The 15866-nt window shown below is 70.1% G+C and carries 16 protein-coding genes; 14 read left to right on the top strand and 2 right to left on the bottom strand.

Annotated elements, in window-relative coordinates; all coding sequences use genetic code 11:
- Positions 1 to 56: 56 nt before the first annotated feature.
- From IE252_RS13760 to IE252_RS13750, 3 genes are all read left to right on the top strand, one after another.
- Positions 57 to 1307: a site-2 protease family protein gene (locus tag IE252_RS13760; protein WP_190089647.1), complete on the top strand. Its 1251-nt coding sequence runs from the start codon at positions 57 to 59 to the stop codon at positions 1305 to 1307.
- A gap of 68 nt (positions 1308 to 1375) precedes the next feature.
- Positions 1376 to 2263, top strand: coding sequence for a tRNA (adenine-N1)-methyltransferase (locus IE252_RS13755; protein ID WP_067156039.1), 888 nt, complete (start codon positions 1376 to 1378; stop codon positions 2261 to 2263).
- A 235-nt stretch (positions 2264 to 2498) separates the two neighbouring features.
- Positions 2499 to 3071 (top strand): hypothetical protein, encoded by a 573-nt coding sequence (locus IE252_RS13750; RefSeq protein WP_190089646.1) that lies wholly within the window; start codon positions 2499 to 2501, stop codon positions 3069 to 3071.
- Between the two features lie 37 nt (positions 3072 to 3108).
- On the opposite strand, the gene IE252_RS13745 is transcribed toward IE252_RS13750, so the two are convergent.
- The gene (locus tag IE252_RS13745; RefSeq protein WP_101387507.1) at positions 3109 to 3387 is read right to left on the bottom strand and encodes a ferredoxin; all 279 of its coding nucleotides are present in this window, start codon (positions 3385 to 3387) and stop codon (positions 3109 to 3111) included.
- Between the two features lie 277 nt (positions 3388 to 3664).
- Between IE252_RS13745 and arc the strand changes: the two genes are divergently transcribed.
- The 6 genes from arc to prcA all read left to right on the top strand — a co-directional run bounded on the left by arc (position 3665) and on the right by prcA (position 9424).
- Positions 3665 to 5431, top strand: coding sequence for a proteasome ATPase (gene arc, locus IE252_RS13740; RefSeq protein ID WP_190089645.1), 1767 nt, complete (start codon positions 3665 to 3667; stop codon positions 5429 to 5431).
- A 246-nt stretch (positions 5432 to 5677) separates the two neighbouring features.
- Entirely contained in the window at positions 5678 to 7189 is a 1512-nt protein-coding gene (gene dop / locus IE252_RS13735) for a depupylase/deamidase Dop (RefSeq protein ID WP_373298549.1), read from the top strand.
- 131 nt (positions 7190 to 7320) lie between these two features.
- Positions 7321 to 7539: a ubiquitin-like protein Pup gene (locus IE252_RS13730; protein WP_030608326.1), complete on the top strand. Its 219-nt coding sequence runs from the start codon at positions 7321 to 7323 to the stop codon at positions 7537 to 7539.
- 23 nt (positions 7540 to 7562) lie between these two features.
- Entirely contained in the window at positions 7563 to 7820 is a 258-nt protein-coding gene (locus tag IE252_RS13725) for an endonuclease domain-containing protein (protein ID WP_373298548.1), read from the top strand.
- Positions 7772 to 8617, top strand: a complete 846-nt coding sequence (gene prcB, locus IE252_RS13720; RefSeq protein WP_190089644.1) for a proteasome subunit beta — start codon at positions 7772 to 7774, stop codon at positions 8615 to 8617. Before IE252_RS13725 ends, prcB begins: the two co-directional genes overlap by 49 nt.
- 57 nt (positions 8618 to 8674) lie before the next feature.
- Positions 8675 to 9424: a proteasome subunit alpha gene (gene prcA / locus IE252_RS13715; protein WP_067156020.1), complete on the top strand. Its 750-nt coding sequence runs from the start codon at positions 8675 to 8677 to the stop codon at positions 9422 to 9424.
- 93 nt (positions 9425 to 9517) lie between these two features.
- On the opposite strand, the gene IE252_RS13710 is transcribed toward prcA, so the two are convergent.
- Positions 9518 to 10522, bottom strand: coding sequence for a LacI family DNA-binding transcriptional regulator (locus IE252_RS13710; RefSeq protein ID WP_229848323.1), 1005 nt, complete (start codon positions 10520 to 10522; stop codon positions 9518 to 9520).
- Positions 10523 to 10644: 122 nt separating this feature from the next.
- Here IE252_RS13710 and IE252_RS13705 point away from each other — a divergent pair, with 122 nt between their 5' ends.
- The 5 genes from IE252_RS13705 (at position 10645) to IE252_RS13685 (ending at position 15856) form a co-directional block, all read left to right on the top strand.
- On the top strand, positions 10645 to 11889 hold the full coding sequence (locus IE252_RS13705) for an MFS transporter (protein WP_190089642.1): 1245 nt from the start codon (positions 10645 to 10647) through the stop codon (positions 11887 to 11889).
- Between the two features lie 24 nt (positions 11890 to 11913).
- Positions 11914 to 13275 (top strand): Pup--protein ligase, encoded by a 1362-nt coding sequence (gene pafA, locus IE252_RS13700; protein WP_101387501.1) that lies wholly within the window; start codon positions 11914 to 11916, stop codon positions 13273 to 13275.
- Positions 13276 to 13384: 109 nt separating this feature from the next.
- A complete protein-coding gene (locus IE252_RS13695) occupies positions 13385 to 14338 on the top strand; it encodes an FKBP-type peptidyl-prolyl cis-trans isomerase (RefSeq protein WP_190089641.1) in 954 nt (317 codons plus the stop codon).
- A gap of 57 nt (positions 14339 to 14395) precedes the next feature.
- Positions 14396 to 14767 carry an FKBP-type peptidyl-prolyl cis-trans isomerase gene (locus tag IE252_RS13690; RefSeq protein ID WP_190089640.1) on the top strand — a complete coding sequence of 124 codons (372 nt, stop codon included), beginning with the start codon at positions 14396 to 14398 and terminating at the stop codon, positions 14765 to 14767.
- A gap of 138 nt (positions 14768 to 14905) precedes the next feature.
- Positions 14906 to 15856 carry a helix-turn-helix transcriptional regulator gene (locus tag IE252_RS13685; protein WP_101387498.1) on the top strand — a complete coding sequence of 317 codons (951 nt, stop codon included), beginning with the start codon at positions 14906 to 14908 and terminating at the stop codon, positions 15854 to 15856.
- Positions 15857 to 15866: the final 10 nt, after the last annotated feature.

The following is a 15866-nucleotide window of genomic DNA, read 5'->3' as shown; positions in this document are numbered from 1 at the left end:
ACGACGAGCCCCCTCACACTGCATGATCGAGACAGAAGCACCGACGAAGGGACACCGTGGACGAGAGCGGCGACAGCAAAAGGCCGCAGTCCGGCGCGGGGGACGAAGATCCCGGCGCCGCGCCCGACAACGGAAAGTCGCCCCGTGGACGTGAGCCGGGCGGCGGAATCCTCATGGGGCGCCCGTTCGGCGTGCCGGTCTACGTCGCACCCAGCTGGTTCCTGGTCGCCGCCCTGATCACCTGGGTCTTCGGCGGCCAGCTCGACCGCGTGCTGCCCGAGCTCGGGGCCGCCCGCTACCTCGTCTCGCTCTTCTTCGCGGTCGCCTTCTACGCCTCGGTGCTGGTCCACGAGCTGGCCCACACGGTCGCCGCGCTGCGCTTCAAGCTCCCCGTGCGCCGCATCCAGCTCCAGTTCTTCGGCGGGGTCTCCGAGATCGAGAAGGAGACCGAGACCCCGGGCCGCGAGTTCGTGCTCGCCTTCGTCGGCCCGCTGCTCTCGCTGGTCCTGTCCGGGCTGTTCTACGTCGGGATGCAGGCCGTCGAGCCCGGCACCGTCCCCGGCGTCCTGCTCGCCGGGCTGATGATCTCCAACCTGATCGTGGCGGGCTTCAACCTGCTGCCCGGGCTGCCGCTGGACGGCGGCCGGATGCTCCGCGCCGTGGTGTGGAAGATCACCGGCAGGCCCATGAGCGGCACCGTCGCCGCCGCCTGGGTCGGCCGCGCCCTCGCCGTCACCGTCCTCATCGGCCTCCCGCTGCTCACGCAGACCGGGGCGCTCGGCAACGCGCCCGAAGAGGTCGACGGCATGGACACCGTCACCGACGCGCTGCTCGCCGCGATCCTCGCCGCGATCATCTGGACCGGCGCGGGCAACAGCCTGCGGATGGCCCGGCTGCGCGAGCACCTGCCGGAGCTGCGCGCCCGCAACCTCACCCGCCGGGCCGTCCCCGTCGAGTCGGCCACCCCGCTCTCCGAGGCGCTGCGCCGGGCCAACGAGGCCGGGGCGCGCGCCCTGGTCGTCGTCGACGGCCACGGCGACCCGACCGGCCTGGTCCGGGAGGCCGCCATCGTCGGCGTGCCGGAGCACCGCCGCCCGTGGGTCGCGGTCAGCGGGCTCGCCCAGGACCTCACCGACGGCATGCGCGTCCCGGCCGAGCTGGCCGGCGAGCCGCTCCTGGACAAGCTCCGGGCCACCCCCGCCACCGAGTACCTGGTGGTCGAGGAGACCGGCGAGATCTACGGAGTGCTCTCGGCGGCCGACGTCGAGAAGGCCTTCGTGGCGGCGATGGCCCGGCCCACCGCGTAGCCCCGTCCGGGGCCCCAAGCGCGCAGGCCGTGGCGTTCCGGGGTCAACAGGGCCGGTACCCTGTTCGTATGTCCGAACCGACCGGTGCCGCCCGCCGTCGCGGGCCCTTCAAGGTCGGGGACCAGGTCCAGCTCACCGACCCCAAGGGACGCCACTACACGTTCACGCTCGAAGCCGGGAAGAACTTCCACACCCACAAGGGTTCCTTCCCGCACGACGAGCTGATCGGCGCTCCCGAGGGCAGTGTTGTCCGTACCACCGGGAACGTCGCGTACCTCGCGCTGCGCCCGCTGCTCCCCGACTACGTCCTGTCCATGCCCCGCGGCGCCGCCGTGGTCTACCCCAAGGACGCGGGGCAGATCCTGGCCTTCGCCGACATCTTCGCCGGCGCGCGCGTCGTCGAGGCGGGCGTGGGCTCCGGCTCGCTCAGCGCCTTCCTGCTGCGCGCCATCGGCGACCACGGCATGCTGCACTCCTACGAGCGCCGCGCGGACTTCGCCGAGATCGCCCAGCAGAACGTGGAGCGCTACTTCGGCGAGCCGCACCCCGCCTGGCAGCTCACCGTCGGCGACCTCCAGGACAACCTGTCGGACACCGACGTCGACCGCGTCATCCTCGACATGCTCGCCCCCTGGGAGTGCCTGGACGCCGTCTCCAAGGCGCTGGTGCCCGGCGGCATCCTCTGCTGCTACGTGGCCACCACCACCCAGCTCTCGCGCACCGTCGAGGCGATCCGCGAGATCGGCTGCTTCGCCGAGCCGCAGCCGTGGGAGTCGATGATCCGCAACTGGCACGTGGAGGGCCTCGCCGTCCGCCCCGACCACCGGATGATCGGCCACACCGGCTTTCTCGTCACCGCCCGCCGCCTCGCGGACGGCGTCGAGCCCCCGCTGCGCCGCCGCCGCCCCGCCAAGGGCGCGTACGGCGACGACTACGAGGGCCCCAACAAGGACTGACGAGCCCGTCAGCTCAACGCACCGGCGCCGCCGCCGAGTTCCCGGACATCCCCGGGAACTCGGCGGCGGCGCTTTTCCGTTGGAGGTACGGGCGGATACCGGCGGACGTCTTGGGGCACGGGGGCGCCAAGGGGGCGCACAACGTCCGGACCCCGCTGTTCCGCCCGACTGTGACGTGTGGCACGATGCTGGCCACTCCCACCACCCGCACCGCCCCTCACAGGAGACCTCCCGCGTGCAGACCGCCGCCGTCCCCGAGCTCGCGCACACCCACGCCCGCCCGGTGCACTGGCTGGCCACGGCCGCCGCGATGGCCGGTGTCGTGGCGCTGGCCGGCTGGCTGCAGCCCGACACCGCCAAGGCCTCCCAAGGCGCCCCGGGGGCGGTCGTGGCGGCGGCCCCGGCCCCCGACGCGGCGGCCGTCACGTACCCGCTCCAGTGCGGCACGGTGGGCACCGAGGTCGCGGCCCGCGCCGAGGGCGACCTCGACGGCGACGGCAGCCCCGAGACCGTGGCCGTCGTCCACTGCCGGGCCGGCTCGGGCACCCCGCCGAGCGGGATCTACGTGCTGACCCGGCCCGCCGTGAAGGGCGCCCCGCCGCGCCTGGTGGCGACGCTGGCCGACCCGAGGGAGAGGCTCGGCGTCTCGAACCTCGCGGTCCGCGAGGGAGCCGTCACGGCCACCCTGCTCGGCTACTCCTCACCGGACGTGCCGCGCTGCTGCCCCGACGAGGAGCGCGACACCAAGTGGCGCTGGCAGGGCGGGAAGTTCGTCCGGAGCACCCGGGCCCAGGCGCTGGGTATGTGATCCGTCACCCAGCGTACGGACTTCGTCACTTACCGTCTCAGTCGGCGTCCGGTCCGTAGACCTCGACGCTGTCCGAAACCCGTCGTACGTGAATGCAGTCGCCCGGGCAGTCCTTCACCGAGTCGACGACGTCCTGGAGCAGCGGCAGCGGGACGGGCGTCACGGCGCCCGGCGACTGCAGCAGCTCGTCCTCGGCGCTCTTCACATAGGCCAGACCGTCGATGTCCAGCTCGAAGACCTCGGGCGCGTACTGGACACAGATGCCGTCGCCGGTGCAGAGCTCCTGGTCGATCCAGACTTCAAGAGCGTCGTTCATGTCGCCTGCCGTTCGTGCGCGGTGCTGTGTTCGTACGGGGTGCCCTACCAGCCAGGGTGGCCGAGCAATCGGTACCAGTCCTGACGGGTGTTGACCGACTCGACGATACAACCGCCCGCTTTCCGATGTTGATGGGTGGGTATTCCCCTGGCGTGAGGGAGAGCGCAAGGGTGAAGATCGGACACACCCCGGAGTCTTTGTGATCTAGGGGTTTCAATCACCACCCGCCCAGGTAGGGTCAGGAAGCGTCCAGCTCCCCTTGGAGGAGGTGAGGACCGTGGCAGCCCACGACGACGACATCAACCGCGGCATCCGGCCCGGGCGGGGGTCTGAGGACCCAGCCGGCCAGGTTGCCTATCTAGAGCAGGAAATCGCCGTCCTGCGACGCAAGCTCGCCGACTCTCCGCGTCATACGAGGATTCTCGAAGAGCGGATCGTCGAGCTGCAGACCAACCTGGCGGGCGTGTCCGCGCAGAACGAGCGGCTCGCCAATACGCTCCGCGAGGCCCGGGACCAGATCGTGGCCCTCAAGGAGGAGGTCGACCGGCTCGCACAGCCGCCGGCCGGCTTCGGTGTCTTCCTGCAGTCCAACGAGGACGGCACCGCCGACATCTTCACCGGGGGCCGCAAGCTCCGGGTGAACGTCAGCCCCAGCGTCGAGCTCGACGAGCTCCGGCGCGGCCAGGAAGTCATGCTCAACGAAGCGCTCAACGTGGTCGAGGCCATGGAGTTCGAGCGCGCCGGGGACATCGTCACCCTCAAGGAGATCCTGGAGGACGGCGAGCGCGCCCTGGTGGTCGGGCACACCGACGAGGAAAGGGTGGTGAGGCTCGCCGAGCCGCTCCTGGACATCACCATCCGCCCCGGCGACGCCCTGCTGCTCGAGCCCCGCTCCGGCTACGTGTACGAAGTGGTCCCCAAGAGCGAGGTCGAGGAACTGGTCCTCGAAGAGGTCCCGGACGTCGACTACGACAAGATCGGCGGACTCGGCGGCCAGATCGAGATGATCCGCGACGCGGTCGAGCTCCCGTACCTCTACCCGGACCTCTTCAAGGAGCACGAACTGCGGCCGCCCAAGGGCATCCTGCTCTACGGCCCGCCCGGCTGCGGCAAGACGCTCATCGCCAAGGCCGTCGCCAACTCGCTCGCCAAGAAGGTCGCCGAGGTCACCGGTCAGCCCGCGGGGAAGAGCTACTTCCTCAACATCAAGGGCCCCGAACTCCTCAACAAGTACGTGGGAGAGACCGAGCGGCACATCCGCCTCGTCTTCCAGCGAGCCCGTGAGAAGGCCAGCGAGGGCACTCCCGTCATCGTCTTCTTCGACGAGATGGAGTCCCTCTTCCGCACCCGCGGATCCGGCGTCAGCTCGGACGTGGAGAACACCATCGTCCCCCAGCTGCTCGCCGAGATCGACGGCGTGGAAGGCCTGGAGAACGTCATCGTCATCGGCGCCTCCAACCGCGAGGACATGATCGACCCGGCCATCCTGCGCCCCGGGCGCCTGGACGTGAAGATCAAGATCGAGCGGCCCGACGCCGAGGCGGCCAAGGACATCTTCGCCAAGTACCTCACGGCGTCCCTGCCGCTGCACGCGGACGACCTGTCCGAACACAGCGGTTCCAAGGACGCCGCGGCACACGCGATGATCCAGTCCGTCGTCGAGCAGATGTACGCGGAATCCGAGGAGAACCGCTTCCTGGAAGTCACGTACGCCAACGGCGACAAGGAAGTCCTGTACTTCAAGGACTTCAACTCCGGCGCCATGATCCAGAACATCGTGGACCGGGCCAAGAAGATGGCCATCAAGGCCTTCCTCGACCACAACCAGAAGGGCATCCGCGTCTCCCACCTCCTCCAGGCCTGCGTGGACGAGTTCAAGGAGAACGAGGACCTGCCCAACACCACCAACCCCGACGACTGGGCCCGCATCTCCGGAAAGAAGGGCGAACGGATCGTGTTCATCCGTACCCTCGTCACCGGAAAGCAGGGCGCGGACACCGGACGCTCCATCGACACCGTGGCCAACACCGGTCAGTACCTGTAGCACACAGGGCGGCTGCGGGTGCCCGGCCGGGGCATCCGCAGCCGACTGCTTTTCCGGCCAAAAACAGGCCACAGACAGACCAAGAGCAATGACGGAATTGATCTCCCCACCAGCGCAAAGGCGTTCTAGGCTCTTCCGTACCGCCGAGTCGCGCAGTGCGGGGACGGGCACCGCACACGCACCGGAGAAACAGCGGTACTTGAGCGCCGCTCCCGGAGGGGAGCGCCGCCGGGCAAGGAGGGCCGCATGACCGTACGGCGAGTAATGGGCATCGAGACGGAGTACGGCATCTCCGTCCCCGGCCACCCCAATGCCAATGCCATGCTCACCTCGTCCCAGATCGTCAACGCGTACGCCGCGGCGATGCACCGGGCGCGCCGCGCCCGCTGGGACTTCGAGGAGGAGAACCCGCTGCGGGACGCCCGCGGCTTCGACCTCGCCCGCGAGGCCGCCGACTCCAGCCAGCTCACCGACGAGGACATCGGCCTCGCCAACGTCATCCTCACCAACGGGGCGCGGCTCTACGTCGACCACGCCCACCCCGAGTACAGCTCGCCCGAGGTCACCAACCCGCGCGACGCGGTGCTCTGGGACAAGGCGGGCGAGCGCATCATGGCCGAGGCGGCCGAGCGCGCGGCGCAGCTCCCCGGCGCCCAGCCCATCCACCTCTACAAGAACAACACCGACAACAAGGGCGCCTCCTACGGCACGCACGAGAACTACCTGATGAAGCGGGAGACCTCGTTCAGCGACATCGTGCGCCACCTCACCCCGTTCTTCGTCTCCCGCCAGGTCATCACGGGAGCGGGCCGCGTCGGCATCGGCCAGGACGGCCACGAGCACGGCTTCCAGATCAGCCAGCGCGCCGACTACTTCGAGGTCGAGGTCGGTCTGGAGACCACCCTCAAGCGCCCCATCATCAACACGCGCGACGAGCCGCACGCGGACGCGGAGAAGTACCGGCGGCTGCACGTCATCATCGGCGACGCCAACCTCTCCGAGATCTCCACGTACCTCAAGCTCGGTATGACGGCCCTCGTCCTCTCCATGATCGAGGACGGTTTCATCAACGTCGACCTCGCCGTCGACCAGCCCGTCCGCACCCTCCACCAGGTCTCCCACGACCCGGACCTGCGCCACCTGGTCACCCTGCGCAGCGGCCGCACCCTCACCGCCGTACAACTCCAGATGGAGTACTTCGAGCTCGCGCGCAAGTACGTGGAGGAGCGGTTCGGCGTCGACGCGGACGACCAGACCAAGGACGTCCTCGGGCGCTGGGAGGACGTGCTCAACCGGCTGGAGAACGACCCGATGAGCCTGTCCGGGGAGCTCGACTGGATCGCCAAGCGGGAGCTCATGGAGGGCTACCGGCGGCGCGACGGCCTCGGCTGGGACGCGGCCCGGCTGCACCTGGTGGACCTCCAGTACGCCGACGTACGGGCCGAGAAGGGCCTCTACAACCGTCTGGCGGCCCGCGGCAAGATGAAGCGGCTGCTGGATGAGCCGGCGGTCGCCCAGGCCCGCACGAAGCCCCCGGAGGACACCAGGGCGTACTTCCGCGGCCGCTGCCTCGAGCAGTACGCGGACGACGTCGCCGCGGCCTCCTGGGACTCGGTGATCTTCGATCTGCCGGGCCGCGACTCGCTCCAGCGGGTGCCAACCCTGGAACCGCTTCGCGGAACGCGTAATCACGTGAAGGAGCTGCTCGACCGCTGCCGGACGGCCGAGGATCTGGTCCGGGTGCTCTCGGGCGGCTGACCCGGGGCTGAAAAGTCGGCGGCGTGGGAAACACAGAGGTAGGCCCCGCACGTTCCACCAAGTGCGGGGCCGATGTCAGGCCCTGCTTGTAGGGTCTGATCAAGGACATCGAACCGAGCGGGGTGAGGTAGATGGCGACCAAGGACACCGGCGGCGGACAGCAGAAGGCCACGCGTTCCACCGAGGAGGTCGAGGAGCAGGCCCAGGACGCGCAGGCTTCGGAGGACCTCAAGGAGCGCCACGAGAAGCTCTCGGACGACGTCGACTCGGTGCTGGACGAGATCGACGATGTCCTCGAAGAGAACGCGGAGGACTTCGTGCGCTCCTTCGTTCAGAAGGGTGGACAGTAGTTCACGGATGTGAACGGCGGGGGGTGTCTGTGAGGGAGCGACGGCTCCCTGCGGCGGGGCGGCGCGCGGCGTGCCCAACCCGCCCTTCCGCCCTCGCCGTTCATGTGGATCACCGCCACGAGACGGGTAAGGTCCGTGGCGTACGGTGCTTCAACTGCGATTCGGCCATCGGCAAGTTGGGAGACGATCCCGACACAGTTCGTCGGGCTGCCGCCTACCTGGAGGGAACCTCGTGGAAGCCAACACTCGTGGCACAGGGCGTCTACCAGCTGCCTTCCTGACGCCGGGCTCGTCCTCGTTCATGGACTTCCTGTCCGAGCACTCGCCCGAGATGCTGCCGGGCAAGCGGGTCCTGCCGCCCGTGCAGGGGCACGTGGAGGCGCCGCACGGCACGACCATCGTGGCGGCCACCTTCCCCGGCGGCGTGGTGCTCGCCGGTGACCGGCGGGCGACGATGGGCAACATGATCGCCCAGCGCGACATCGAGAAGGTCTTCCCGGCGGACGAGTACTCGGCGGTGGGCATCGCCGGTACCGCGGGCCTCGCCGTGGAGATGGTCAAGCTCTTCCAACTGGAGCTGGAGCACTTCGAGAAGGTCGAGGGCGCCACCCTCTCCCTGGAGGGCAAGGCCAACCGGCTCTCCACCATGATCCGCGGCAACCTCGGCATGGCCATGCAGGGCCTGGCCGTGGTCCCGCTCTTCGCGGGGTACGACGTGGACCGCGAGAAGGGCCGCATCTTCTCGTACGACGTCACCGGCGGCCGCTCCGAGGAGCACGGCTACGCGGCCACCGGCTCCGGTTCGATCTTCGCCCGCGGCTCGATGAAGAAGCTGTACCGCGAGGACCTGACCGAGCAGCAGGCCACCACCCTGGTCGTCCAGGCGCTCTACGACGCGGCGGACGACGACTCGGCGACCGGCGGTCCCGACGTCGCCCGCCGCATCTATCCGATCGTCACCGTCATCAGCGACGAGGGCTTCCGGCGGCTGACCGAGGCGGAGTCCTCCGAGATCGCCCGCTCGATCCTGGAGCGGCGTCTGGAACAGCCCGACGGCCCGCGTGCCGCGCTGCTCTGAGGCCGGGGAGAGGCCGCAGAGATGACCCCGCCACTGACAGAAAGGGACGGATAGCCGGTGTCGACGCCGTTCTATGTCTCACCCCAGCAGGCCATGGCCGACCGCGCCGAGTACGCCCGCAAGGGCATCGCGCGCGGCCGCAGCCTCGTCGTGCTGCAGTACGCCGACGGCATCGTCTTCGTCGGCGAGAACCCGTCCCGCGCGCTGCACAAGTTCAGCGAGATCTACGACCGGATCGGCTTCGCGGCCGCCGGCAAGTACAACGAGTACGAGAACCTCCGCATCGGCGGTGTGCGCTATGCGGACCTGCGGGGATACACCTACGACCGTGACGACGTCACGGCCCGCGGCCTGGCGAACGTGTACGCGCAGACGCTGGGCACCATCTTCTCCAGCGTCGGCGAGAAGCCGTACGAGGTGGAGCTGGTGGTCGCCGAGGTCGGGGCGACGCCGGAGGAGGACCAGATCTACCGGCTGCCGCACGACGGCTCGATCGTGGACGAGCACGGCTCGGTCGCGGTCGGCGGCAACGCGGAGCAGATCAGCACCTTCCTCGACCAGCGCCACCAGGACGGCATGTCCCTGGCGGAGGCGCTGAAGCTGGCCGTGCAGGCCCTGTCGAACCAGACCAACGGCGCCGAGCGGGAGATTCCCGCGGAGCGTCTGGAGGTCGCGGTGCTCGACCGGACGCGGCCGCAGCAGCGCAAGTTCAAGCGGATCGTCGGCCGTCAGCTCTCCCGTCTCCTGCAGACGGAAGAGGCGAGCGCCGAGCCGACCGAGGTGCCGTCGGACAACGACGACGAGTAGACGTCGGCCCAGTCCACGCGACAGGCCCGTGCCCCGCCGTTCCTCACGGCGGGGCACGGGCCTTTCCGCGTACGGACCGTGTTCCGGGCCGGGTCAGGCCGCGGGCGGGGCCGTGGAGCCGCGCACGACCAGGGCGACGGGCAGGTCGCCCGCCTCGGGCTCGCGGCCGTCCAGGACGGCGAGCAGCGCGGCCATACCGCGCTCGCCCACCTGCTCGGCGGGCAGTTGGACGGTGGTGAGTTCGGGTTCGAGGGCGGTGGCGAGGGCGAGGTCGTCGAACCCGGCCACCGAGACGTCGTCGGGGATGCGCAGGCCGAGCCGCCGGGCGGCCTTGCACGCTCCCGCCGCCAGGATGTCGTCGTCGCAGATGAGGGCGGTGGGCCGGGGGCCGGGGCGGGTGAGGGCGTGCTCGGCGGCCCGGCGGGCGGCGTCGACGGTGAGCGCGGCGGGCACGGTCAGGACCTCGGCGTCGGGCACCCGGCGCAGGGCTTCTGCCACGGCCCGGCCGCGCACCTGGAAGGTCCAGGAGTCCACGGCCGAGGCGAGGTGGGCGAACCTGCGGTGGCCGAGGCCGAGCAGATGCTCCGTCACCTGCCGTATGCCGTCGGCGATGTCGAGGTTGACGCGGGCGGCGGGGCCGGTCTCGGCGGGGTCGCTGTCGAGCATCACCAGCGGCAGGTCGGTGCCCCGGATCCCGGCGAGGGCGTCGGCGGCCATGGAGGAGGCGATGACGCCGTCGAGGGCGGCGCTGGCCGAGTCGAAGGGGTCGCGGGCGGGGCCGACGCCCTCGGGGGAGGGGTAGAGCACGACGCCGAAGCCGTGCTCGGCGGCGACGCGGGCGGCGCCGGTGTAGACGCGGGCGAAGAACTCGTTGGTGAGGGCGGGGACGACGAGCAGCGCGGTGCGGGTGCGGCCCAGGCGCAGGCTGCGGGCGGCGAGGTTGGGCCGGTAGCCGAGCTCGCGGGCGGTGTCGCGGACCAGGGCGGCCGTTTTCTCGGAGACGCGGCCGCGCCACTTGTCGCCGAGGACGAGGGAGACGGTGGCCTGGGAGACCCCGGCCGCGCGGGCGACGTCCCGGCTGGTCGGCTGGGTCTTCACGGGGTCCTCCGGCGGGGTGTGGGGGGCTGGCTGTCCTTGCTCCGGGGTGGACCCGGGGGTTGTCGACATGGTACGTATGACGTCGAACGTTATACGTAAAACTAGTGCGACCGAGGGGCGACATGGCGGCGGGATATCTGGAGATCCTCCGGACGCGGCACGCCGCACGACTGCTGGCGGGCACGCTGACCGGGCGGCTGCCCAACGCCACGGCGGCCATCGCGGTGGTCCTGTTCGTCCGCGCGGAGGGCGGCAGCTACTCGCTGGCGGGCGCGCTCACCGCGGTGTACGGCCTGGCGACCGCGGCCGGTCAGCCGCTGCTCGGCCGGGCCGTGGACCTGTACGGGCAGCCCCGGGTGATGCTCCCGGCGTCGGTGGCCAGCGCCCTGGGCATGGCCGTCCTCGCGTACAGCGGCATCGAGCCGGTCGCGGTGGCGTACGCGGCGATGGTCGTCGCCGGGTTCTGCACACCGCCGCTGGAGGGCGGCCTGCGGGCGCTGTGGCCCAGCGTTCTGACCCGCCAGGACCAGGTGCACACCGCGTACGCGATGGACGCGATAGCCCAGGAGGTGATGTTCACGGTCGGCCCGCTCCTGGTCACCCTCGGCATCGCCCTGTGGTCGCCCGCCACCGCCCTGGTCGTGATCAACGCGCTCGGGGTGCTCGGCGCGCTCTCGGTGGTCCTCTCGGAGCCCTCGCGCGCCTGGCGCTCCGCCCCGCGCGAGGCGCACTGGCTGGGCGCACTGCGCTCCACGGGCCTGCTCGCGCTGCTGAGCGCCTTCTTCTTCGTCGGCCTCGCGCTGGGCGCGATCATCGTGGCCGCGTCGGCCTACGCCGACGACCACGGGCGGGACGCGATCTACGGCTGGCTGATGGCCGCCAACGGCCTCGGGGCGCTGCTCGGCGGTCTGGTGTACGGGGCGCGCCAGTGGGCCGGAGCTCCCGAAAAACGGCTGATTTCGCTCGTCGCGCTGCTCGCCGTCGGCTACCTGCCGCTGATGCTCGTCCCCGGTGTCGTCCCCATGGTGGGCCTCGCCGTGGTCTCCGGGCTCTTCCTCGCGCCGTGCATCGCCTGCGCGTTCATCGTGGTCGACCGGCACGCCCCGCGCGGCACCGTGACCGAGGCCTTCTCCTGGCTGGTGACCGCGTTCGGGGTCGGCACCGCGCTCGGCACGGCCGTCGCCGGGCCCGCCGTCGAACTCGGCGGCAGCGCGGCGAGCTTCGCCGTCGCGGGCGGCGGCGGGGCGGCCGCGCTCCTGGTGCTGCTCGCCACCCGACGGGTCCTCGCAGCTCCCGGGCGTACGGAAAGTGTCATGGGAGTTGACCAAAATGATCCAACCCGTGCTGCCGAACCCGGTTTCAGCTGAGGGCATCGGGCGTAATGTTCAGTCATGGACCGCCGCATTTTCGGGCTGGAGAACGAGTACGGCGTCACGTGCACGTTCAGGGGACAGCGCCGACTGTCACCTGACGAAGTGGCGCGCTACCTCTTCCGCCGTGTTGTGTCATGGGGCCGCAGCAGCAATGTCTTCCTGCGGAACGGCGCCCGCCTCTACCTCGACGTGGGTTCGCATCCGGAATACGCAACTCCCGAATGCGACAACGTGACCGAACTGGTCACCCACGACAAGGCGGGCGAGCGCATTCTCGAAGGCCTGCTCGTCGACGCCGAGCGCCGCCTGCACGAGGAGGGAATCGCGGGCGACGTCTATCTCTTCAAGAACAACACCGATTCCGCGGGAAACTCCTACGGGTGCCACGAGAACTATCTCGTCGCCCGGCACGGCGAGTTCTCCCGCCTCGCGGACATCCTCATCCCGTTCCTGGTCACCCGTCAGCTCCTGTGCGGGGCGGGCAAGGTCCTCCAGACCCCGCGCGGCGCGGTCTACTGCGTCAGCCAGCGCGCCGAGCACATCTGGGAGGGCGTCAGCTCCGCGACGACCCGCTCGCGCCCGATCATCAACACCAGGGACGAGCCGCACGCGGACGCCGAGCGCTACCGGCGCCTGCACGTGATCGTGGGCGACTCCAACATGTCCGAGACGACCATGCTGCTCAAGGTCGGCGCCACCGACCTGGTGCTGCGCATGATCGAGGCGGGCACGGTGATGCGCGACCTGACCCTGGAGAACCCGATCCGGGCCATCCGCGAGGTCTCGCACGACATCACGGGCCAGCGCAAGGTGCGCCTGGCCAGCGGGCGCGAGGCCTCCGCCCTGGAGGTCCAGCGCGAGTACTACGAGAAGGCCGTCGACTTCGTGGAGCGCCGGGGCATCCGCACCGGCACCGTCGACCAGGTCCTGGAGCTGTGGGGCCGCACGCTCGACGCGATCGAGGCCGAGGACCTGGACCGGATCGGCACCGAGATCGACTGGGTCATGAAGTACCAGCTGATCGAGCGGTACCGGGCGAAGAACAACATGACCATGTCGCACCCGCGGGTCGCCCAGATAGACCTGGCGTACCACGACATCCACCGCCAGCGGGGGCTGTACTACCTGCTGGAGCGCAAGGGCCAGGCGGCCCGGATCTGCAACGACCTGAAGATCTTCGAGGGCAAGTCGGTGCCCCCGCAGACCACTCGGGCGCGGTTGCGCGGCGACTTCATCCGCCGGGCGCAGGAGCAGCGGCGGGACTTCACCGTCGACTGGGTCCACCTCAAGCTCAACGACCAGGCGCAGCGCACCGTGCTGTGCAAGGACCCGTTCCGTTCGGTGGACGACCGGGTGGAGAAACTGATCGCCGGTATGTGAGCGCCGACCGGCGACTCGAACACGGGCCCCGTACGTTCCTCGTACGGGGCCCGTAGTACGCCTTAGAGTGGCGGGCAAACTACCGTGCCGTCTGAGATCTGAGGAACACGTGCGCCGACTTGCCGGCCTGCTCGCCGTCCCGCTGCTGCTGATTGCCACAGCCGCCTGCGGAAGCGACGACAAGGGCTCCGACTCCACCTCCGACTCCGCCTCGATGAAGAACGGCCTGCCCGCCATCACCGCGGGCGCCAAGTTCGGGGAGAAGCCGACCCTCGCCAAGGGCGATGGCAATCCGCCCAAGGCCCTCAAGGTGAACGTCATCAGTGAGGGCAAGGGCGCGGCGCTCAAGAAGAACGACGCCGTGTCCGTGAACTACCTCGGCCAGGCCTGGGACTCGGACAAGCCGTTCGACAACAGCTTCGACCGCAAGGAGCCGTTCACGCTGACCCTCGGCGCCGGCCAGGTCATCAAGGGCTGGGACCAGGGCCTGGAGGGCCAGAAGGTCGGCAGCCGCGTCGAGCTGGGCATCCCGCCGGAGCTGGGTTACGGGGCGCAGGGCCAGGGCGACAGCATCAAGCCCAACGCCACGCTGGTCTTCGTCGTGGACATCGTGAAGGCGACCACCATCCCGGCCTCCGCCAAGGGCAAGGAGGTCGCGCAGGACGACAAGGACCTGCCGAAGGTGGGCACCAACACCGACGGCAAGGCGCCGACGCTGACGATCCCCAAGACCGACGCGCCCAAGAAGCTGGTCTCCGACTACGTGCTGGAGGGCGACGGCGACGTGGTGAAGGACACCGACAGCGTGGTCCTGGCGTACGAGGGCTTCCTGTGGAAGGACAGCAAGAAGTTCGACAGCACCTACGACCAGGGCAAGACGCAGACCTTCGCGCTGCCGAACCTGACCCTCAAGGGCCTCAAGGCCGGTCTGGTCGGCAAGAAGGTCGGCAGCCGCATCCTCGTCGTCATCCCGCCGGACCAGGGCCTGGGCGACAAGGAGCAGTCGGGCATCCCGGCCAACTCGACCATGGTCTTCTCGATCGACATCCTGGCCAAGATGTGACGGTGGAGATGTAAGACTGTCCGGGTTGCCCTGCACGTATTCAAGAGGAGCAGTTCAGTGAGCATCGACAAGCCCGAGATCGACTTCCCCGGTGGCGAGCCGCCGGCGGACCTTGAGATCAAGGAGATCTGGGAGGGCGACGGCGCCGTCGCCAAGGCCGGCGACTACGTCAAGGTCCACTACGTGGGCGTGGCCTTCTCCACCGGCGAGGAGTTCGACGCGTCCTGGAACCGCGGCAACCCGCTGGAGTTCCAGCTCGGTGCCGGTCAGGTCATCCAGGGCTGGGACAAGGGCATCCAGGGCATGAAGGTCGGCGGCCGCCGCCAGCTGGTCATCCCCGCGCACCTCGCCTACGGCGACCGCGGCGCCGGTGGCCGGATCGCGCCGGGTGAGACGCTTATCTTCGTCTGCGACCTGGTCGCTGTCTGATCACACCCGATCACACCGAGGGCCCGTGCCGTCCGGCACGGGCCCTCGGCTTTTGCCGCGCGACCCGGGGACGGTACGGTCAACGGTCGGGAGCAGCGGAGCCGCTCCCCCCCGGACGAGGAGAGGCGAAGGGCGTCGATGGCGATTGCCAAGGCCGAGCGGTTGATGAACCTGGCGCTGTGTCTGCTGGGGACGCGCCGTCCGCTCAGCAAGCGCGAGCTGCGGGGTTCCATCGAGGCCTATCTGGAGGCGGGGTCCGACGACGCCTTCAACCGGATGTTCGAGCGCGACAAGGACGATCTGCGCGAACTCGGCCTGGTCATCGAGACGGTGGAGAACCTGGACGGCGAGACGGGCTATCTGGCCCGCCGCGACTCCAACCGGCTGCCGCCGGTCCAGCTGGATGCCGAGGAGGCCGCGGCCCTCGGGCTCGCCGCCCGGGTCTGGCAGCAGGCCCGGCTCGCGGGCGCGGCCAGCGGCGCACTGCAGAAGCTGCGCGCCGCCGGAATGCCGGAAGCCGACAACCCGTACGAGCACAGCGCGATCGAGCCACGCATCCCGGTCCACGAGGCCGCTTTCGAGCCATTGATGCTGGCGTGCCGCGACCGCCGCCCGGTCGTCTTCGAGTACCGCAAGGCCACCGCCGCCCGCCCCGGCACCCGCCACGTCGAGCCGTGGACCCTGGAGTGCTGGCGCGGCCACTGGTACCTGGCGGGCTGGGACCGCGACCGGGGCGCCGAGCGGGTCTTCCGGCTCTCCCGGATCACCGGCAAGGTGCGCTCGCGGGCCGGGGCGTTCACCGCGCCGGTGCCCGACGTGGTCACCGTGCGCGAGACCGTGGAGAGCTGGGCGGGGGAGACCGCCACCCGCTCCGCGCGGATCAGGCTGCGCGCCGGGTCCGGCTATCCGCTGCGCTCGCGGGCCACCTCGACGCGGGAACTCGGCGACGGGTGGGACGAGTTGGAGATTCCGTACGGGCACGGGCTGGACGCCTGGCTCGTGGAGTTCGGCCCCGACGTGGTCGTGCTGGAGCCCGCGGACCTGCGGGCCGACGTGGTGGACCGGCTGCGCGCCGTGGCCAAGGGCTGAGGGGGACCGG

Source organism: Streptomyces melanogenes (genome assembly GCF_014649795.1).
GTDB lineage: Bacteria > Actinomycetota > Actinomycetes > Streptomycetales > Streptomycetaceae > Streptomyces > Streptomyces noboritoensis.
The sequence above is the reverse complement of the archived record's forward strand: the minus strand, read 5'-3'. Positions and strand labels throughout refer to the sequence as shown.